Origin of the sequence: Leptolyngbya sp. FACHB-711 (assembly GCF_014695615.1) — a bacterium.
Lineage (GTDB): Bacteria > Cyanobacteriota > Cyanobacteriia > Elainellales > Elainellaceae > Leptolyngbya_A.
This window is the reverse complement of the sequence record NZ_JACJOR010000346.1, coordinates 1-18,334: the sequence shown is the minus strand read 5'-3', so window position 1 is coordinate 18,334 and position 18,334 is coordinate 1. Positions and strand designations below refer to the sequence as shown.

General features: G+C 51.3%; 18 protein-coding genes and 1 riboswitch. Of the genes, 10 read left to right on the top strand and 8 right to left on the bottom strand.

Annotated elements, in window-relative coordinates:
• The first annotated feature begins 42 nt into the window (after positions 1-42).
• Complete coding sequence (locus H6F80_RS14390) at positions 43-444, top strand: transposase (RefSeq protein WP_190792219.1); 402 nt, start codon at positions 43-45, stop codon at positions 442-444.
• Positions 445-575: 131 nt separating this feature from the next.
• Here the strand turns inward: H6F80_RS14390 and H6F80_RS14385 are convergent, their stop codons facing one another.
• Positions 576-2,099 carry a DUF4912 domain-containing protein gene (locus H6F80_RS14385; protein ID WP_190792218.1) on the bottom strand — a complete coding sequence of 508 codons (1,524 nt, stop codon included), beginning with the start codon at positions 2,097-2,099 and terminating at the stop codon, positions 576-578.
• 591 nt (positions 2,100-2,690) lie between these two features.
• Between H6F80_RS14385 and H6F80_RS14380 the strand changes: the two genes are divergently transcribed.
• Positions 2,691-3,530 (top strand): LmeA family phospholipid-binding protein, encoded by an 840-nt coding sequence (locus tag H6F80_RS14380; RefSeq protein ID WP_190792217.1) that lies wholly within the window; start codon positions 2,691-2,693, stop codon positions 3,528-3,530.
• A 107-nt stretch (positions 3,531-3,637) separates the two neighbouring features.
• On the opposite strand, the gene H6F80_RS14375 is transcribed toward H6F80_RS14380, so the two are convergent.
• Together H6F80_RS14375 and H6F80_RS29445 are read right to left on the bottom strand one after the other, a co-directional pair.
• Positions 3,638-4,975, bottom strand: a complete 1,338-nt coding sequence (locus tag H6F80_RS14375; protein WP_190792216.1) for an ArsB/NhaD family transporter — start codon at positions 4,973-4,975, stop codon at positions 3,638-3,640.
• Positions 4,976-5,090: 115 nt separating this feature from the next.
• Positions 5,091-5,278, bottom strand: a riboswitch (cyclic di-AMP (ydaO/yuaA leader).
• A 90-nt stretch (positions 5,279-5,368) separates the two neighbouring features.
• The gene (locus tag H6F80_RS29445) at positions 5,369-5,572 is read right to left on the bottom strand and encodes a hypothetical protein (RefSeq protein ID WP_206755070.1); all 204 of its coding nucleotides are present in this window, start codon (positions 5,570-5,572) and stop codon (positions 5,369-5,371) included.
• 1 nt (position 5,573) lies between these two features.
• Here H6F80_RS29445 and lgt point away from each other — a divergent pair, with 1 nt between their 5' ends.
• The 4 genes from lgt to H6F80_RS14360 all read left to right on the top strand — a co-directional run bounded on the left by lgt (position 5,574) and on the right by H6F80_RS14360 (position 8,258).
• Positions 5,574-6,470 carry a prolipoprotein diacylglyceryl transferase gene (gene lgt / locus H6F80_RS14370; RefSeq protein WP_190792215.1) on the top strand — a complete coding sequence of 299 codons (897 nt, stop codon included), beginning with the start codon at positions 5,574-5,576 and terminating at the stop codon, positions 6,468-6,470.
• Between the two features lie 296 nt (positions 6,471-6,766).
• On the top strand, positions 6,767-7,624 hold the full coding sequence (cobM, locus tag H6F80_RS14365; RefSeq protein ID WP_190792214.1) for a precorrin-4 C(11)-methyltransferase: 858 nt from the start codon (positions 6,767-6,769) through the stop codon (positions 7,622-7,624).
• A 36-nt stretch (positions 7,625-7,660) separates the two neighbouring features.
• Positions 7,661-7,783, top strand: coding sequence for a hypothetical protein (locus H6F80_RS30415; protein ID WP_277879156.1), 123 nt, complete (start codon positions 7,661-7,663; stop codon positions 7,781-7,783).
• Positions 7,784-7,844: 61 nt separating this feature from the next.
• Complete coding sequence (locus H6F80_RS14360; RefSeq protein ID WP_190792213.1) at positions 7,845-8,258, top strand: hypothetical protein; 414 nt, start codon at positions 7,845-7,847, stop codon at positions 8,256-8,258.
• Between the two features lie 159 nt (positions 8,259-8,417).
• On the opposite strand, the gene H6F80_RS14355 is transcribed toward H6F80_RS14360, so the two are convergent.
• From H6F80_RS14355 to H6F80_RS14340, 4 genes are all read right to left on the bottom strand, one after another.
• On the bottom strand, positions 8,418-8,915 hold the full coding sequence (locus H6F80_RS14355; RefSeq protein WP_190792212.1) for a hypothetical protein: 498 nt from the start codon (positions 8,913-8,915) through the stop codon (positions 8,418-8,420).
• 159 nt (positions 8,916-9,074) lie between these two features.
• Complete coding sequence (locus tag H6F80_RS14350; protein WP_190792211.1) at positions 9,075-9,815, bottom strand: LmeA family phospholipid-binding protein; 741 nt, start codon at positions 9,813-9,815, stop codon at positions 9,075-9,077.
• A gap of 21 nt (positions 9,816-9,836) precedes the next feature.
• Positions 9,837-10,712 (bottom strand): SAM-dependent methyltransferase, encoded by an 876-nt coding sequence (locus H6F80_RS14345; protein WP_242067362.1) that lies wholly within the window; start codon positions 10,710-10,712, stop codon positions 9,837-9,839.
• A gap of 85 nt (positions 10,713-10,797) precedes the next feature.
• Positions 10,798-11,910, bottom strand: coding sequence for an iron-containing redox enzyme family protein (locus H6F80_RS14340; RefSeq protein WP_190792210.1), 1,113 nt, complete (start codon positions 11,908-11,910; stop codon positions 10,798-10,800).
• A gap of 382 nt (positions 11,911-12,292) precedes the next feature.
• Between H6F80_RS14340 and gntT the strand changes: the two genes are divergently transcribed.
• From gntT to H6F80_RS14320, 4 genes are all read left to right on the top strand, one after another.
• Positions 12,293-13,609 (top strand): guanitoxin biosynthesis MATE family efflux transporter GntT, encoded by a 1,317-nt coding sequence (gene gntT / locus H6F80_RS14335; RefSeq protein WP_199296582.1) that lies wholly within the window; start codon positions 12,293-12,295, stop codon positions 13,607-13,609.
• Positions 13,610-13,918: 309 nt separating this feature from the next.
• Complete coding sequence (locus H6F80_RS14330; RefSeq protein WP_190792209.1) at positions 13,919-15,088, top strand: HlyD family efflux transporter periplasmic adaptor subunit; 1,170 nt, start codon at positions 13,919-13,921, stop codon at positions 15,086-15,088.
• Between the two features lie 14 nt (positions 15,089-15,102).
• Positions 15,103-15,501: an allophanate hydrolase-related protein gene (locus H6F80_RS14325; RefSeq protein WP_190792208.1), complete on the top strand. Its 399-nt coding sequence runs from the start codon at positions 15,103-15,105 to the stop codon at positions 15,499-15,501.
• A 127-nt stretch (positions 15,502-15,628) separates the two neighbouring features.
• A complete protein-coding gene (locus H6F80_RS14320) occupies positions 15,629-15,934 on the top strand; it encodes a histidine kinase dimerization/phospho-acceptor domain-containing protein (protein ID WP_190792207.1) in 306 nt (101 codons plus the stop codon).
• Here H6F80_RS14320 and H6F80_RS14315 read toward each other — a convergent pair.
• Positions 15,894-17,795: a mechanosensitive ion channel family protein gene (locus H6F80_RS14315; RefSeq protein WP_190792206.1), complete on the bottom strand. Its 1,902-nt coding sequence runs from the start codon at positions 17,793-17,795 to the stop codon at positions 15,894-15,896. The genes H6F80_RS14320 and H6F80_RS14315 overlap by 41 nt on opposite strands.
• Positions 17,796-18,334: the final 539 nt, after the last annotated feature.

Below are 18,334 nucleotides of genomic sequence, written 5' to 3'. Positions count from 1 at the left end.
GGACGTTTGTCCAATGGCATTGTTTCAGTTAATGCTTAGGCAGTGGTGGACAAACTCACCTACCCATTGTTGCTCAAGAGCTTCAAGCCCAAATCCCGGCTCGAACCCGATGACTCGTACAAAACCAAACCGCAACTTGCCATTGAAATTCTACAAGAAGTCAAAGCATTGGGCTTCGAGGTAGAGCTAGTTTTAGCGGACAGTTTGTATGGCGAAAGTGGGGATGTGATCAATACCATCGAGCAGTTCGGATGGTCTTACATTGTTGCCCTTCGCTCGAATCATGGTGTGCTTGTCGGACCGGGACAGCGAGTGCGCTACAACCGTTGGCGAGCATACGATCAGGCGCAGGTTGGACATCCCACCGAGCGCCGTCACATCCGCGAAATCATCTTCGGTGCGCGGCGCAAAACGCGCTACTTCCAAATTACCAAAGAGGGATAAATAACAAAAAGGCACGTTCTGCAATGCAATAAAAAATCCTCCATCTAAGATGAAGGATCAAGCTTTGTTTGAAGCACTGCCATTTTGACAGCGTTAGAGGAAGTTCGGGGAAATCAAACCGAGATTTTTAACTATGGCAACCACTCGACGATCGCTTCTTCCTTAGTATTTGTATTGCGTTCGGGCGTGGTGCGCGTAAATTCCAGGTGAACCGATCGCGTTTGCTCACCGTCGGCGGCAACTGCCATGATCGGGAAGTGAATCATGCCGTCCTGGAAAGACATCTGGAAACGGAATGTGCCGTCTGGATTGAGCTGAATTGGACGACCGCCGATCGTTACGGTAGCATCGGGTTCAGTTGCGCCATACACAATCAGTTCAGCATCGGCAATCAGCCAGAACTGACGCGGACGCATCGACGGTGAAAGCCCTGCTCCCGACATGCCCATGCCCGACATGGTATACATTCCTGCCCCGGACATGCCCATCCCCGAAGTTGTGTACATTCCTACCCCGGACATGCCCATCCCCGAAGTTGTGTACATTCCCGCGCCCGACATTCCAGCCGCACTCATGCCCACGCCAGACATCATACCCATGCCGGAGGTGGTGTAAGCTGTGCTGCCCATCATGCCTACCCCAGACATTCCCGCGCCCGACATTCTAGCCGCACCCATGCCCACGCCGGACATTCCCATGCCAGAGGTGGTGTAAGCTGTGCTGCCCATCATGCCTGCGCCCGACATTCCCATCCCGGAAGCCGTTGGCACTGCCCACTTGCCTACCCCCGATGGGAAAACATAGGAGCTGATTGCCTCTTCGGGAACCTGCTGCATCGAACCAAATACAGACCCTGCAACGCGCTGCGTCTCGGCAGACTGCGCCATTTCAAACACGCGATCGTAAACAGGACTAGCAACGCTTGCCACACTTGCCAACTGTCGGGTCGGATGAGGAAGCTCCTTCACCGTCTTGCCGCGCAGGTCATCTTCCCAAACAACAGTGATGAACTGGTCATCGATCCAGTCTGAGGGATAAACAGGCGGAATTCGCACCGGAGCCGATCGCGCCAGCATCAGCCAGCGACCGTCAAACGCCACGTAGCCAATTTCCACCACGTAATCTCGATCGCTTACCGGAATTGGCAAGTACCACTCCCGCGCCAGTTCGTCGCATTCATATTGCTGTAAGCTGTGCGGACGCTGAATTTCAACATTGATATCAGTCACGTCATAAAACCGCAGTGCCAAACGCACGCCCCCCTGCTGGCGCAGTTCTTCTTTTCGAGCCTTAGGAATATCCCAGTAGGCATAAGCCCATTGCGGGTCACGGGGCAGCAGCATGATGCGGGTTTCGCTATAGCCATCTGGCAACTCAGGCAATCCCTCATCTACAACGGCAAGAGCTAAGGCTGCCTCAATTTGTTCAGTTTGCTCTACATCAAGCCCAACATCAAATTTCGCTGCTTCCACTTCTGCCTGTGCTTCTAAAGAACGAGTTGAACTGGAAACAAACCGCGCCCGCTGAATTTCCTGGATTGAGCTAAGCAACTGGTCTTTTCTCATGCGGCTATAACGCGAGATGCCCAACTCGCTCGCAATTCGGCGGAGCTGCCGGAGGGTCATTTCTTCGATCGGCGGACGTTCTGTTGACATGGTCAGACCTCCAGATGTCTATCGTTTGAGCATGAGTGCCTTGATTCAAAGCTGAGAAAGAGAACAGAAACGACTGAATAAAGCTGGGAGTTCAATCCAATATCAAACCCATCAGTCTTTGGGATCGCAGGGGATCAATGTGTCCCTATCTTGCAGAAAATCAGCCTAAGAATCAAGTAGTTCAAAGCCTGATTCTAGTGAGATCAACGGAAACTCAGCGATCGGAACAGCAATAATGTCATGATTTTCTGACAAATGCCCGTTTGGGATCGGGTTGTGGGATCGACAATATCAAAGTTTCATGACATTGCGAGCCAACTGTCAGTTACGCTAGAAGCCCTGAAAAACGGAATGTAAGAAAGTTGTCCTTCCAGAGTGCTGGGAATCCCTATCTGCTTAGAGGAGATGCTCACCCCAATCGTCTGCCGTTGCTTAGCAGTCGATCGCCTGAATAGGTGTTGTAGGGTACGCAGTGCTTTTGCTTGTCGGCAACTCTCTATTTGCACAAGCCGTCTAGACTGTCACAATGGCTAAGGCATATTGGCCATGCTAAGGCTGACTCTAAGACCTGTTCATTTTTTACACACCATCATGTCTACCGATCGCCCCACTCAGGAACCTGCACCCCAACCCGATTCTCGGCAAAGTCGGCTGATTAGCAGCGTTCTGGCTCCGGCAGTTCGGCTGTGGCTGCGATCACAGGTTGAGTCTGTCGCAGATCTGCAATTTCAGCTTGAAGGAGGCGATCGACAACTCCTCTCAGGCTATGTGCCAAAAGTGTCGATCGCTGCACGGCAGGCAGTTTATCAAGGGCTCCATCTGAGTCAGGTTGCGCTGACAGGCGAAAATATTCGCGTCAATTTTGGGCAGGTTCTTCGCGGCAAACCCCTCCAATTGCTCGAAGTCGTCCCGGTCTTTGGTAATCTGACGCTGCACCAGCGCGATCTCACCGCTTCGCTTCAGGCTCCCCTGCTGGCAACTGCGCTATCCGACTTAATGACCGCTCTATTTCAGCCCGAAACGCGCCACCTCTTGCCCCCGGAACTCACTGCTGCGATTGGAACAGGTACGATTCACATCACTCAGCCCCAAATTGAACTCGGCAATCAGCAGCTTATCCTTGGCGGCATTTTGGCAAGTGCAATGAATAATTCCCCCGTCCGAGAACCTGCGATCGATTCGCTCCAACAAGGAACTGCTTTGCCTCGCCTCCCCTTTTTGCTGCGAACCGGAATTACGCAATTCAACGGCAGCCAGCTTTGCCTTGATCGTCCCGAACTGTTGCCCACGCTCACCGCAACCCAGGGAACTCCACTGCCCCATCTCCATCGGTTTGCGATTGATCTCGGTCAGGAAGTCGAGATTCAGGAACTCCTTTTGGAAGCGGAAAGGCTGGTGTGCCGGGGGAGGGTTAATGTAGTACCAGCGTAAGAAGTTATCGCGATCGGGTGCAGTAAACCTGCCAGCTCACCCCTCATTTCCTCATCCCCTCGGCTCCCCCGCTTACCAACTCCCGCTTATCAACTCCGGTTCACTAACTAAAGAAAAAACCTCCCCACCATATAGATCGCCGCCGTCAACAACTGCATCAGCATGACCGGAATCCCGTATCGCAGAAAAGTTTGGAACGGAATACGCTTGCCGTGCTGTTCTGCAATTCCTGCCGCCACAATGTTAGACGATGCACCAACGAGCGTTCCGTTACCGCCCAGCGTTGCACCGTACATCATTGCGTAAAACAGGGGCAGGACTTCAGTGGGAAACTGCCCGTTAAAGTCGGGAGTTAGCACTTCTGCGCTCACCAGCCCCACGTTAACGACATACTGCTTCAGCAGAGGAACCATTGCCACGACCAGGGGAATATTGGGCACGACGCTGGAAATAAGACCCACAAACAGGAGCAATGCCAGGGAACCCAGCAAGATATTTTGACCGAGGATGACGGCAAGAAGTCCTGATAAATTTCCAATAATGCCTGTTTTTTCGAGTCCGCCAATCAGGACAAAGATGCTCATAAAAAACAGCAGCGTACTCCAGTCAACATCGCGCAGAATATTGTGAACGGTGTCGATTTTGCTTTGGTGTGCCAGCAGGAGAGCCAGGGCAGCACCGAGCAGAGCAGACGCAGCCGGAGAAACGGGAATTGGCAGCAATTCGCCTGCCACAAAAAACACGAGTACCGCAACCACAATGATTCCGCCGAGCGCCAAAACACGGGGATGATTGATTTTGGGGTGGGGCAAGTGTTCCAGGTCGGTTAGCTGCTTATGCCAGATAGGGGAAAACAGGAACGGGGTCATGATCAGCAGGGTGACGATCGCCGCCGCGCCGCCCAGACTGAGCTGTGTAAGGTAATCCAGAAAGCTGATATTGACTGCATCCCCTACAATAAACGTTGCCGGATCGCCCACCAGCGTCAGCAGCCCGGCACTATTTGCCACAAACACCATCAAAATCAGCAGCGGCACAAAGTCAACGCCTACTTCCTGTGCCATCGGCGGAATCAGCGGAGCCAGAAGCATAACGGTGGTTGCATTCGGCAGCACGGCACAAATCGGCGTGGTAATCGCAATAATGCCAATCAGCAGCCGCTTTCCCTGCCCCTTTGCCAGGATGACTATCTGGGTCGCCAGGTAGTCGAAAATCTTGGTGGGTTCAAAGGCACGCACCAGCACCATTACGCCAAAAAACAGTGCCAGCGTCGGATAGCTGCCGCCCACGTAGTCGATCGCCTCAGTCAGCGTCATAACGTTGGTAAACACCAGCAACAGCGCGCCCAAAAAAGCTGCAACTGTAAGGTGAATCCATTCGGTCATTACAAACAGGATCACGCCCAGAAACGCTGCTCCTGCGACCCATGCCTGCCAGTTTTCCATCTTCCCCGCTTCTCCGATAAGACGATACAGACTTGGGAAGCTGAGGAGCCAGATCTTTGCAATCACTCATTCCAGAAATTCATCCCGGAAATGTCACAAAAATGCTGTCTCTGCTCAGTCTTCTCCCTTTGCCGACGGAGTTAGTTGACGGGCTAAGGCTGGGAAATGCCCTTTTGCAATCGAGACTCAACGCTAAGCTAAAACCCAGGCATTATCCTGACCGCAAATACGTCCCAAAAATTGATTCCTCCGTTTCGATTGCGCCGATCGAATGAAGGCGGTCGAATTAGGCTGACTTGATTCCAGCGATTTGAAATTAGGGAAATCCGATAAATTGCCGATCGGAGGTTTCGCCTTCGGGTCGGGAAAAAGCTCCTTTATTCCTTACTGAATTCAGCAATTCAAGCGGATTTGATACGAAATCACCAGGATTGGCTCAATCGTAGCACTGGTTTTCCGGGCATCATACCATTCTTGGTTTGAATGCAGATTTGGCAGCGATCGTACCGTTTTGCGATTTGCAGACTTGATGCCTGCCCAAATCCCCTTTCCTGAAGTCGATACAATCAAGGGAATTGCTTTTTTCGCTTGAGGCACTATGCAATTGAACTGGCAATTAAATTTGTGGCTCGCTGTGTTTACGTCTCCCGGACCCATGATCGGACCCCTGCCGATCCGCTGGTATGGATTGCTGATTGCCTCAGCCGTGCTGATCGGGGTGACGTTATCGACCTATTTGGCAAAAAAACGCGGTGTCAATCCAGATTTAATGAGCGATCTGGCGATTTGGCTGGTGGTGGCAGCGATTCCGGCGGCACGGATCTACTATGTGGCGTTTGAATGGGACAAATACGCCAGCAATCCCTCAGAGCTGATTGCAATCTGGCATGGGGGCATTGCGATTCACGGCGCGATTTTGGGTGGCATGATCGCCACGCTAATTTTTGCGAAACTGAACAAAGTTCCCTTCTGGCAGCTTGCCGATCTGGTGGCTCCGTCTCTGATTTTGGGACAGGCGATCGGGCGATGGGGCAATTTCTTTAACTCTGAGGCATTTGGCAGACCCACGAATGTGCCCTGGAAATTGTTTATTCCTCCGGCGCAGCGTCCTCCCGGCTATACGCAGTTTGAGTATTTCCATCCCACATTTCTCTACGAATCGCTGTGGAATTTGGGGGTGTTCGCAATTTTGATGGTGCTGTTTTTCCGGGGGCTGCGCGGTAAGTCTTCGCTGAAGCTGGGAACCCTCTTTCTCACCTATCTGGTATGCTACAGCCTGGGACGTTTCTGGATTGAAGGACTGCGGATGGATAGCCTGATGCTCGGTCCACTGCGAATCGCTCAGGTTGTGAGTCTAGTTGGAATTGCGATCGGGGCGATCGGCTTACTATGGCTCTATCCGCTCAACCGATCTTTGCCGGATGTCGTGTCGATCGCAGAAGTAAACGAAGCAGCGCGAGCAAACGCTCAGGATTCGGACAAAAGCCAGGTATAAATTGATTTTGATTTCTTTCGTAGTAAACCTCACCCAAACCGCTTATCCACAGCACCTGCCTGAGGATCTACCAAAGCACTTTCGTAAAACAGAAAAGCCCTAGAGCAATTTCCAGGGCTTGAATCAGGGTGCATCTATACCCTACTTTTACCGATGAACGGTCAAATGGGGGAATTTACGGATGAGATTTATCTAGTTTTTACAGAAGTTCTTGCTTTCTCAAAGTTTTTACAGGAACGACGCAGTGCTGTGCGACAAATTTAACTTTTGTGTGATTTCATAGAGCCGAATCAACCATGACGACTGAATTTGAACATCGATCAATACCCGCTGAAGATCAGTCTACTATTGCCCCGGCAGTGTACATTGTGGGGGCGGGACCCGGCGACCCAGAGCTTTTGACCCTGAAGGCATATCGGCTGCTGCGTCAGGCAGAGGTCATTCTGTTTGCCGATTCGCTTGTGCCGACTGCGATGCTGCAAATGGTGCATTCTGACGCGGAAGTGATTCGGACAGCAAACAAAACTCTGGAAGAGATTTTGCCCGTTATGGTGGATCGGGTGCGATCGGGTAAATCCGTTGTGCGCTTACACTCGGGTGATCCGAGCTTGTACGGAGCGGTGCATGAGCAGATGCAGGCACTTGTCGCTGCCGAGATTCCGTTTGAGGTGATTCCAGGAATCAGTGCGTTTCAGCTTGCCGCCGCCAAACTCAAGGTCGAACTCACCGTGCCCGGGCTGGTGCAGACCATCATCCTGACGCGAATTAGCGGACGCACCCAGGTTCCCGCCGCCGAAGAACTCTCCTCGCTTGCCGCGCATCAGGCGAGCTTGTGCCTTTACCTCAGTGCCCGCCATGTGCGCGAGGCGCAGGAAAAACTGATGCAGCACTATCCGCCCGATACACCCGTTGCGGTTTGCTTTCGCCTGGGCTGGTCAGACGAGCAGATCTGGATTGCCCCCCTGGCAGAAATGGCAGACCTAACCGAGCAAAAAGACCTGATTCGTACCACGATGTACGTCATCAGTCCGGCACTGCGATCGATTACCCCAGAGGGGAAGCTGCTTCACGATGCCCCAGACCCAAACGAGCAGAATTCCTATCGATCGCGCCTCTACAACCCAGAGCATACTCATTTGTTTCGTCCCCGCTAATGGGTTAACTATCCCGTGCAGTTTTGTCCCGGTACAATGGAACGAATAGAACAAGAACAGCCCAGAGAACTTTGGGAAGTCACGACTGGGAAAGTCACGGCGATGTCCCGAACTGCCCCCCTCGCACTGGAGGATTTAGGAGGCAACGCAGGACGTTGAACACTTTCCAGGGATGGTTCCAGGCTGAGCGGACACGATCGTTTGCTTAGGAGCAGGCACAATGCCTTCAGACTCATCTTCAGATGCAAATGCAAAAATGCAGCAGCTCCGTACGGTTAGGAAAAAGCTGCTGGCACTTCACAAAGCATTGCTGGACTCGGAAAAAGGAATCTACGAGCAGTTTTACGGCAGAATTCAAACCACAGGCGAATATTTTCGCTTAGTCACCAGCCACGATTGGTTTAGCTGGCTGCGTCCCATTTCGCAGTTTATTGTCCAAATGGACGACGTGATTCATGCGAAAGAACCGATTGCCCCTGAAACGATCGATCAACTCTTGCAGCAAGCCCAACAGCTTATGCAGCCCGATGCGGAAGGAACCAGCCTTAACAAACGCTATCTACACGCGATTCAGCGCGATCCGAATATTGCCCTGATGCACGCTGATTTCACACAGCAGTTTGCTTCCCAGTAGAAGGGAAGTAAAAGGGGGCTTGAGGAGTGGCAAGTCTCCGACATCGCCCCTGCAATTTCCCTTTCTAACCTCCACTTCGGGGGGCTTTGAGACTCTTGAAACTCAAATCAATCCACTCAAATTAATTGGAACTTGCTGGAATTCAAGACGAGTTAGGTTCTAATAAGAACGAATGCCAAACAGCAGAATATAGAACAAAAATCCTGACAAAATGCCGTAAGCGCAGGATAGAAGCGATCGAAACGGAAGGTTACGCGCCAGCAGCACCCACAGGCTCAGTGTTGTGGATAAACAAAACATCCCAAACAGCATGCCGTAGCGACTGTCTGGACCCACAAAATTGACAAAAGTGAGAAGCAGAACAACCCATCCGGCAAACAGAAAATAATACTTAAAGTCGGAAGCAGGTTGAGGCGATCGAAACGCTCTGGTAAAAAATGCGAGATAGGCAATAAGAATGGGCGGCAGGGCAGCGGTTGCCAGACTGCGAACACCAAACTCGACATTAAGGCTAAATGCCTGAATTAAAAGACTTAGCAGCGTTCCGCCTAGAACAGCATTAGACAGGGAAACAACAACACGGTTAAGCGCGTAGGCGATTGGATGCGTTCGCTTACGAACTTCTTCTTCAGCCAGTTCTTGAGAGGATCTCACCATTGTTTTTGGGATTGGAGGATTGCAGACAGAACGTTAAGCCAATGCTTTGTACCTATTCTTGAATGAAGCGCATTGTTTCGCCACTGTCGCAGGAGTGACGCGAGGGTAACAGCAAAGCCGTTCTGTTCCTACTCCAGATTGACGCATCGAGCGATCGCATCAGCCAAAAGGCGTTTGGGCCATGCGGGTTTCTACCTGCAAAACAAGCTTGCCGACCTCTGCTTTCATTTCACGAATGCGAATCTCCATGCCCTCGTACTGAAAGTAAGGAAGCTCCATGAGCTCTTTGACGCGCTGCATCATTGCCAGCATCAACTCTAGTGAAACTGCCCCGCCCCCATGACACTGAAACGACTCTAACAGCACGGGTCGATCGCCAATTTTATGATAGGCAGTTGCTGAAAAGCGGATGTGATGAATTTTTCCCTGCTCTGCGGACTGAACCGTAGCATCGATCGCAATTTTGCCATTTCCCGGAAAGCTAATTCTGAGAGGAGGTTGCAGCGCGATCGCGACCCTTTGACCGTTAATTTGAAACTTAAATGGCGGAATGCGGTTGACGATCGCCTGATTACTCATTGCCTGGTTCAGGTCTGCCTCAGTTAGCACGACTCGACTAGTGGCATTGAGAGGCTTATCAAGTTCGAGTTTACCCAGCAGCAGACTGATTGTGTTGAGGTCAAGCTCTTGGGTATGCAGCTCCATTTCCTCAACGCGCAAATCCTGAACCACCATGCCCTGACCCCGTACTGATACAGAGTCAGCCTGCCCTTGAATGACTTTCAGCAAATCCGTGCGGACATCAACTTTAATCTCCTCCGCATTGTCAAGCTGGCTTGAAAGGCCAAGCTGAATTGCCTGGGAAACAAAATGTTCATCAAGGCGCGGCTCTTCGGGCATGGCGGGTTCTCCTACCGGGGTTTAGAGAGCAGTCATGACTTGCAGCAGTTCCGCCGAAAGATCAATTCCAGCATGACGCTTTTTCTGAAACAGGACACCCGCCAGAAAGTAGATATTGGCAGAATAAAAGGCTTTGCGCTGCCTTTGCATTTCGCTGATCCAGTTGCGAACTTTGGGTTCTGAGCTGTAGTAGCCAAACTGGAGCGGTGTCACCATAAAGTCAGACACCTGATAGCCCTGATCGATCGCGTGTTCGATCGTGTCGATCGGATTAGAGTAAGCCGAGATCATCAGTATTACGTTCTCGCAGTCCACCGACAGCAGCTTTTTAGTAATCGTTGCGCCGTCTACCCCACCATGCAGCGCGGGCATACAGATGTCGTCGTCAGGGGCAGGAATGTAGGGCGGATTTGCAATCAGGTACTGAGGATTTTTGGACTTTAATCCTTCAAAAAAGCAGTGATTGTGAACAAAGTATTTGTCGTGAAGCTGATACTGTTTAATTCGGGCTTGTGCCAGCTCGCAGGCAGCCGAATTTAGCTCAAAGCCATGGATCTCACCTGCAAAGGGAGCCTTCAGCAAAGAGTGAATCACAGGACTGCCATCTCCTGCGCCAAATTCTACGGCGGTAATTGATTCTGTTCCCTGATTTAGCAGCATTTTCTCTAAGCACTGAGCATAAAAATGCGACTCTTCAGGACAGAAAAAAACCTTGTTGGGTGAATAGGTTTGTAAATCAGACTTTAATTCTTTAGATAACAGCTTTGTAGATGAATTAGTGGCTGGCTCACTAAATGAGGTAGATGAGATAGAGGATTTGGACGAAGCGATCGAGTCCATCCCTTCTTTTAACTCAGTAGCGTTTAACCCGGTGACGTTTAGCAGTGCTTCTTGCATGAAAAATCCTCAGATGCGAATGGACGAACAAAACAACCGGGTAGGCAATCAGCACTACCCACAAGACTCCAGGGACATCCAGCCTTTACAGCACTGTGCCTGCTTGTTCGGCTGCCCGAATGATGTTAACGATCGCGGCTCCTGCTCGATCGCCCAATGCTTTTTCTTGGTCGTAGCCCAGCACAATTTCCCAGGCGTTTTCGGGATACATTTCGGCAAGCGGGAGAGCAACCTGCTGCACCATCCACTGACCATGCCGCTCATCTTCGCGAATGTGCAGTTCCCAGTAGCCCATTGCCGTATCAGAGAGGTTGAGACGCTGGGCAGCAGTCATGTAATCGCGATAGATTGACGGTCCCACGATTTCAAAATAGGTGAGTCCACCGTTGTAGCGCAGGAAGTGCCGCTTGCGCTCGGTCAGTAAAAAGTTGTGGTTCACACAGGCAAGCAGTTCCCACGGAGCCAAGTCGAAATAGCCCTCGGGTTTGGTGTTTAAGCCTAGCTCTGCCATCATGTTGGCGTAGAAAGTCGAGTGCTTTTTGTTGTATCGACCGTTGCCGTACTCTTCCATCAGCACCCGAATCAGCATGGCGTGAACTTCGTTGCTGGCTCCGCCCAAGATCCGAGACATTCGGCTAGCTTCGACCAGTCCATCTAGCGAGGCAATTGCCAGCAGCCAACGATAGCCTTCCAGCGACATTTCCTCGCGAATATATCGCTTACTTTCGGTGATTGGCGGCTCTAAATCTGCTTCTGCCCGATCGATCAATGCCTGGTTAATATCAGAAATCTGACGCAGGGCTTCTATATCTATCTGCGAATTTTCCCAGGCTTGCCAAACGTCCTCAATGCGATCGCGCACCCACTGAATGTAGAACGAGCGCTCATTGCGATAGTTTTGCAGATCATCAAACCAGAACAGGTTTAGACGATTAATTCGATAAAGAATTCGCTGTAAAAACAGGCTTGCAGCCGCATCAACCGTATTTCCATAAGCAGTGTCCAGCGCAGTGGCTAAAGCTGCCTCGAAATCATCCACGATCTCAGGATTTTGCTTGATCTGTTGGTCTAACGAATCATTCTCCAGCAAATTTACAAAGGTTTGTTCTGCTGCTTTATAATCTGGTGACGCGATCGCTGTTGAAGAATATCTCGTCTTTTCCTGAATCCAGCGATCGGGACTCAACGTTTCTATCATAGTTCGTTATTGAAATCGTTCTTGCCTATATTTCAACCACTGGCGCAATTCATCAAAAAAGAGAGTGCAAAACCTTATCTTTGTTCTAGAACTGCTGCTGTGTAATGGTTATTAATACATTATCGAACAGAGGATTTTCTCACCGTCCATCTTTGGGAGGACAAATGAGAGAAAAATGAATATTTCTAAATAAGTGACTTGCGATACTGTAAAAAAATAGTTTTTCCTTTGATTTGCGGCGGTTTTTTATAAGGAAGGCATCCAGCTAGAGGTAGAAGGGTGGGGGCGGAGACGGGAAGAGGAGACAGGAGGAGGAGAAGGTGAGGGAAGGCGGGATGGAGAGATAAAGGGAAGATAGAAGAGAGCGAATTTGAGAGATTTAATGAACCAGGATTCAGGGTTTGTTCGATCGTTTTTGCGATTGTCGATCGTCAATGTGCTGTCGAATTTGATGGTTCCCCTGGCAGGAATTGTGGATGTTGCATTTTTGGGACATTTATCAGAGATTCGACATCTGGCAGGAGTTTCGCTGGCGACGGTGTTGTTTAACTACATTTACTGGACGTTTGGCTTTCTGCGAATGGGCACCACGGGCATGACGGCGCAGGCGATCGGGCGCAAGGATGAAACCGAAGCATTGGCGATCGGGTTACGACACGCTTTGATTGCGCTGGTAATTGGGGTGCTAATTTTGCTGTTGCAGGCTCCACTGCGGACGATCGGATTTGCGCTGCTGAGTGCTACGCCGGAAGTGAAGGCAGCAGGGCAGGACTACTTCCACGCACTGATTTGGGGTGCACCTGCAACGCTAATTAACTTTGTGCTGATGGGCTGGTATCTGGGACGCGGACAGAGCGGTAAAGTTCTGCTGCTTTCGGCGGTCAGCAACGGCAGCAATATTGTGCTGGACTATTTCTTTGTGGGGCAGTGGGGCTGGGCGAGTGCGGGTGCGGGATGGTCTACCGCGTTGAGCCAATATCTGATGCTGTTGATCGGTTTAGGGCTAATCAGCCGCGAGTTTCGCGGGCGCGATTTGCAGAAAGTCACCAAGCCACTCTGGGAGCGATCGGCTCTCGGCACAGTGTTCAGCCTGAATCGTGATATTTTGGTTCGCACGTTTGTGCTGGTGTCTACCTTTGCCTTGTTCACAAATCTGAGTTCGGCTTTCGGCACAGAGGTTTTGGCGACGAATACGGTTTTGCTTCAGGTCGTGACGCTAACGGCTTATTTTATCGATGGGTTTGCCTTTGCCACCGAAAGCTATGCCGGGCTGTTTCGCGGTCAGGGTACAGTAAAAGGCTTAACGCGGCTGCTAAGAATCGCCGGATATATGAGCTTAGCCGTTGGACTGCTGTTTGCGATCGCCTTTATCCTGCTGCCGCTTCCTTTGTTTGGCTTGATAACCGACCACCGTGCAATTCTCGATCGCATACCCCAATATGTTGTCTGGCTGCTGCCTGTGCTTGGCTTTGGATCGATCGCCTATATGCTCGATGGCTATTTTCTGGGTTTAACCGAAGGACCAATGCTGCGGCGGGCAGCAGTCATTTCAACGCTGGTCGGGTTCGTGCCAATGGCGCTCGTTGCCTGGTGGCTTCGCAGTTCCCATTTGCTCTGGCTGGCGCTGACGCTGTTTATGCTGGCGCGATCGATCACGTTAGCCATCAAAGTTCCTCAGACACTCAAGGATGAAGATTGAATTAATCTAGCTGAGATTCTAGGGGAGCATTCTCACTCGCCCACCCAGGCAACCGACCACTTCTCTGATGAATTCCCTGATGAATTCCCTGATGAATTTAATTCACCCTTTAATCCACTCTTTGCATCACTGAATTCCACATTACGACCTCAACTCCCCAGATGGGTGATTCCTGAACAATGCAAATATTTGTAACATAAACAAAGGAGTTCTTTGGGCTGCCCAGTTGCCTGACTGAATTCCTTGAATTCGTTCAATTCATTCAACAGATTGCCGGATATACAGACCGGTCATTTCGGCGACGCATCTATGGACACGCTCAGAAAAAACAAAGGTCAGCGCGGCTGGATCGTGATTGCTGCGGGTGCGACACTGGCTCTGGGATTGGTTGGTTTTGGCGTCAGCCAGCTCATCGCGAATCAGCAAAGGGCACAGCAAGCCGCGATTGAGGCTCAGGCTCCCCCACCAGAACGGGTCGAAGTGGTTGCTCTGGGACGGCTGGAACCGCAGGGGGAAGTGATTCGCGTGGGCGGGCCTACTGGTGAAAGGCTGGGTCGGCTTCAGGTGCAACAAGGCGATCGGGTTCAGGCTGGGGCAGTGCTGGCCTACCTGGAGAGCTATGGCGAACGGTTGGCAGAACGGGATCTGGCAGCGAGTCAGCTTCGAGAGGCAGAGCAACGGCTTCAGGCAGAAACCTCTGTTGGCAATGCCCAGATTCAAGAAGCGCAAACCCGCGTGCAGCAGGTCGATCGCCCTACTAATTTTCAGATCCAGTCGCAGGAAGCCACGATCCGCGATCTAGAGGCACAGTTTGCCTTGGCACAAGCTAACCTTCGCCGATCGCAGGAGTTACAGAGTCAGGGAGCCATTTCCCAGCAGTCGCTCGACCAGCAAATCACCCAAACCCGACAGGTACAAGAACAGCTCAATAGTGCCAGAGCCAATCTAGTTCGGCTGCAAACCCAGCGTCAGACCGACCTGCAAAACGCCCAGGCACAGGTTCAATCGCAGCGGGCAAGCGCCTCTCTCAGTCAGGTAGAGGCAGCAGTCGAGTCTGCTCGTCAAAACCTCAACCTGGTACAGGCAAAACTCGATCGCACCACCATTCGCGCCCCTCGCGACGGCAGAGTTCTGCGCGTGATCACCCACAGCGGGGAGACGATCGGGGAACAAGGCATCCTCGATCTGGGCAACACAAACCAGATGGATGTGATCGCAGAGGTTTATGAATCCGATATTGGGCTGGTGAAAGTCGGTCAGCCTGTGACGATAACGAGCCGCAACGGAGCTTTTGAAACGCCCATTACCGGAAAAGTCTCTGAAATTGGCTGGCAAATCTTCAAAAACGATGTGCTAGACGATGATCCGGCGGCGAATGCCGATGCCCGTGTGGTTGAAGTACGAGTCCGCCTGAACGACAGCAAACCTGTTGAGGCACTGACAAATTTGCAGGTGGATGTGAGAATCGACGTGAAGTAATCTTTCGGAATGGAATGAAAGACGATCGCGGCAATATTTACCTGGCAGTCAACGGTACACTGATGCGGGGTTTAGAGCTAAACCCGAATCTACTGAACATTGGAGCCACCTTTGTTCAAGAAACCGAGACGGCTCCAATTTATCGGCTGTGGTCGATCGACGATCGGCACCCGGCAATGATGCGCGTGGCAGAAGGGGGCAGAGCGATCGCGCTTGAAATTTGGGCTGTGCCTCCGGCAGGCCTAGCGAATGTACTGATGCAGGAGCCAGCCGGACTGGCGATCGGGAAAGTGCTGCTTAACAATGGCGAAACGGTGCTCGGCGTGCTGGGAGAACCGTTTCTCTGTGAAGATCAGCGCGAAATTACCCAATGGGGTGGCTGGCGTGCCTATATTGCTAACTCTTCAAGCTGAATCTTCAAGCACTTTTTAAACACCTTAAAAAACCGCATGGGCAGTTTCCCGGATGTGGTCGCGATCGCAGTTCGATAGGCTGGAGGATGTGTTCCTTTGTTCTTTGTACCTCCTTTGTGAGACTTGTATGAGTGACTTCCACTCTTCTGTTTCCTGTTCAGATGTCTTCTGCCAAGGTAGTCATCTCGAAGATAGTCATCTTGATTGCAGTCATCTCGAAAGCCTCAAAACTGAATTCATCACGACGATCTCTCACCAAGTTCGCACACCGCTTAGTGTTATTTTTCTCTCTGTCGAACTGCTAAAACTGCATGGGGAGGACTGCACCGAGGCAATGCAACAAGCCTACCTTAGCCAGATTTACCACGCCGCCAAAGAAATCAATACCCTGTTTAACGAGACTCTGCCGATGATCGATGCTGATCTCGCTTAGCGTCTTTTGCGGCGGCACGATGCGTCCGCAATTCCTCAAGACGGTCATCTTCATCCGGTAAAGGCTGTAGAGAAACTGCCTGCTGCGGAATACCGATCGCAATTCCGGCACTATCAAAGGCGAGCTTCAGCCGCTTCCGATATTCCCGCGCCACCTCCCACTGTTTGAGCGGTTGCGTTTTGATCCAGAGGCGGATAGTTGACCCGGTTGAATCGAGCTTATCCACACCCAATAGTGCAGGCTGGTCGATAATTAAATCCTGCCAGTACGGATCGCGCGTCATGTCCATTGCTACCTGCTCAACCACGATTAAAGCCTGATTGAGATCAGTGGTATGGGCAACGCTGATGTTGATGTCTACGCGAGACCATTCCTTTGACAGGTTTTGCACGATCGTAATTGCGCTATTTGGAATGGTGATTAGTCGTCCTTCTTCGTTGCGAAGCTGGGTAATGCGAAGGTTCATATTTTCAACCAGTCCAGTAACTTCGCCGATCGCCACCACATCGCCCACGCCATACTGATCTTCCAGCAGAATCAGAAATCCATTAATCACATCTTTAATCACGTTTTGCGACGCCAGAGAGATACCGACGCCTGCTACCCCGGTCAGCGTCAGGAGCACTGGATTCACCTGCAAACCCAGCCAGGTTACTGCAATCAAAATTCCTGTAATGACGCAGAGCAACGCCGCAATACTTTTTGCCACTCTGGAGAAAGTGGTAAATCGCAGAACAAGACGCTGCGGAGCAGACGGATCAAAGCTCGAAGAATCTTGCAGTGCCAGGAAAAAGCGATCGATCAGGACTGCACTCACCCGCACTCCCAGATAAGTGACAATTCCCACTGCCAGCAAACGCAGCGGAATCTGAATCCACTGCACCAGTAAAGGCTGAAGCCATCGGCTATAGGGAAACAAACCCACGATAAAAAATAGCCCGCCGCCCCACAGGATAATCTGCAAAGTCTGTGATAGTCGCCGTTTAATATCGTTTACGCCTTGCTGCTGCTGATTTGCGGCGCGACGTTGCAGCAGTTCGCTCGTGGTAGAAGGGACGGGCGTTTGGGTTGAGTCACTGAGTTGCTGAGCATTGCTCTTGGACTGAACCGAGAGCGTCCGCCGCTCACTCTGAAGCTGTCGCTGAAACCGAAGCAGACTCAAGCTGCTAATGCCGATCGCCAACAGGGTAATCAGAGCGCGAAGCGTTTGACCTTTAATGGATTGGGGCTGCCGTTCTTGCTGTGCTCGCACCAGCGCATCGGCAATTTCAACGGTGAGCTGATCCGCCCAATCTTCTAGACTACTGCCGTTCACTTCGGCATCTAGGGCAGTTACGGTGAGCAGTTCATCCTCGTAGGTTCTGCTGTCTGCTTCATATCGAGCGGAAATAATGGGCTGACGACTGGTTGGGTCAACCCTAGCCGTGACCTGCAGCGTTTCTGGATCAAACTGGCGATCGATAATTTGTTGAAGCCGCTTCTGGATCAGGCTAATTCGGCTAGAAATTCGGTTTTCTCCCGGTTTATCGGCTTGCTCCACTTCAGGAACAGCGATCGTAAACAGCCTGCGTCCGTCGAGCCGCACCACGCCGCGATCGATGCCTGATCCGACGCGACTGGGCACAGGGCGAATCTGGGGAAAACTTTGCTCAAACTGACGGAGTTGGGGCGGTAGAGCTTCCCTGGGTAGACTGCTTGCCTGACCCACCGCCAAAATTCCCGATTGCGTCAGGACGATTGCCGCTGTTGCCAGTCCGATCAGTCCATAGCCCAGCTTCCGCAGGTGAAGTTGCCGGAGCCAGCCAGCCAGAATTCGTGACGCAGCTCGCTCGCGCGGTGGTTGATTGTGCAAATTGTTCATAAGCTAAATTCCCTAACGACATCGAACTCCGGGCAGCCAGTTCTCAAACCACTAACCCGCCAGTTTGTTCTATTCGGGTGGTCTCTAGCTATTCCTCCTTAACAGAGACGATCGGGCATAAAAGTCCAGGCAAGATGATAGTCTATTCCGGCGTGAACTGCCAAACGGCGATCGAGCGAAAAAGAAGAGTGATTAGGATAGCAAATCCTGAAAACACCCCTGAAAACACCCCTGAAAACATCCTTGGGCAAGACATTACCTGGGCGAAGAGAAATTTGAGACTCAGGGCTTAATGAGGAAATTTGAGGAGTGGCAAAAATCCTGCATTGCCTCCTAAATCCTCCAAAAGTGATTTGCGGTTATTTGTCGCTCCAAAAGAGCAAAGGGAGACTTTGAAACGAGGAGGAAGTGAAGTTTCTTACAGAATTGGCTACTGTACAGACACAATCGATAGCCCTTGCTTAGTGTGCCTGACAAAATCTGCCTGACAAAATCTACCTGACAAAATCTGCATAGCAAAATATGCCGAACCAAGGGTT

Bases quoted from the DNA above. Each gene is read 5' to 3' on its own strand.
- H6F80_RS14360 (WP_190792213.1), top strand. From the start codon at position 7,845: ATGCCTTCAGACTCATCTTCAGATGCAAATGCAAAAATGCAGCAGCTC.
- H6F80_RS14355 (WP_190792212.1), bottom strand. From the start codon at position 8,915: ATGGTGAGATCCTCTCAAGAACTGGCTGAAGAAGAAGTTCGTAAGCGA.
- cobM (WP_190792214.1), top strand. From the start codon at position 6,767: ATGACGACTGAATTTGAACATCGATCAATACCCGCTGAAGATCAGTCT.
- H6F80_RS14375 (WP_190792216.1), bottom strand. From the start codon at position 4,975: ATGGAAAACTGGCAGGCATGGGTCGCAGGAGCAGCGTTTCTGGGCGTG.
- lgt (WP_190792215.1), top strand. From the start codon at position 5,574: ATGCAATTGAACTGGCAATTAAATTTGTGGCTCGCTGTGTTTACGTCT.
- H6F80_RS14330 (WP_190792209.1), top strand. From the start codon at position 13,919: ATGGACACGCTCAGAAAAAACAAAGGTCAGCGCGGCTGGATCGTGATT.
- H6F80_RS14345 (WP_242067362.1), bottom strand. From the start codon at position 10,712: ATGCAAGAAGCACTGCTAAACGTCACCGGGTTAAACGCTACTGAGTTA.
- H6F80_RS14325 (WP_190792208.1), top strand. From the start codon at position 15,103: ATGAAAGACGATCGCGGCAATATTTACCTGGCAGTCAACGGTACACTG.
- H6F80_RS14340 (WP_190792210.1), bottom strand. From the start codon at position 11,910: ATGATAGAAACGTTGAGTCCCGATCGCTGGATTCAGGAAAAGACGAGA.
- H6F80_RS14320 (WP_190792207.1), top strand. From the start codon at position 15,629: ATGAGTGACTTCCACTCTTCTGTTTCCTGTTCAGATGTCTTCTGCCAA.
- gntT (WP_199296582.1), top strand. From the start codon at position 12,293: ATGAACCAGGATTCAGGGTTTGTTCGATCGTTTTTGCGATTGTCGATC.
- H6F80_RS14315 (WP_190792206.1), bottom strand. From the start codon at position 17,795: ATGAACAATTTGCACAATCAACCACCGCGCGAGCGAGCTGCGTCACGA.
- H6F80_RS30415 (WP_277879156.1), top strand. From the start codon at position 7,661: ATGGAACGAATAGAACAAGAACAGCCCAGAGAACTTTGGGAAGTCACG.
- H6F80_RS14350 (WP_190792211.1), bottom strand. From the start codon at position 9,815: ATGCCCGAAGAGCCGCGCCTTGATGAACATTTTGTTTCCCAGGCAATT.
- H6F80_RS14385 (WP_190792218.1), bottom strand. From the start codon at position 2,099: ATGTCAACAGAACGTCCGCCGATCGAAGAAATGACCCTCCGGCAGCTC.
- H6F80_RS14380 (WP_190792217.1), top strand. From the start codon at position 2,691: ATGTCTACCGATCGCCCCACTCAGGAACCTGCACCCCAACCCGATTCT.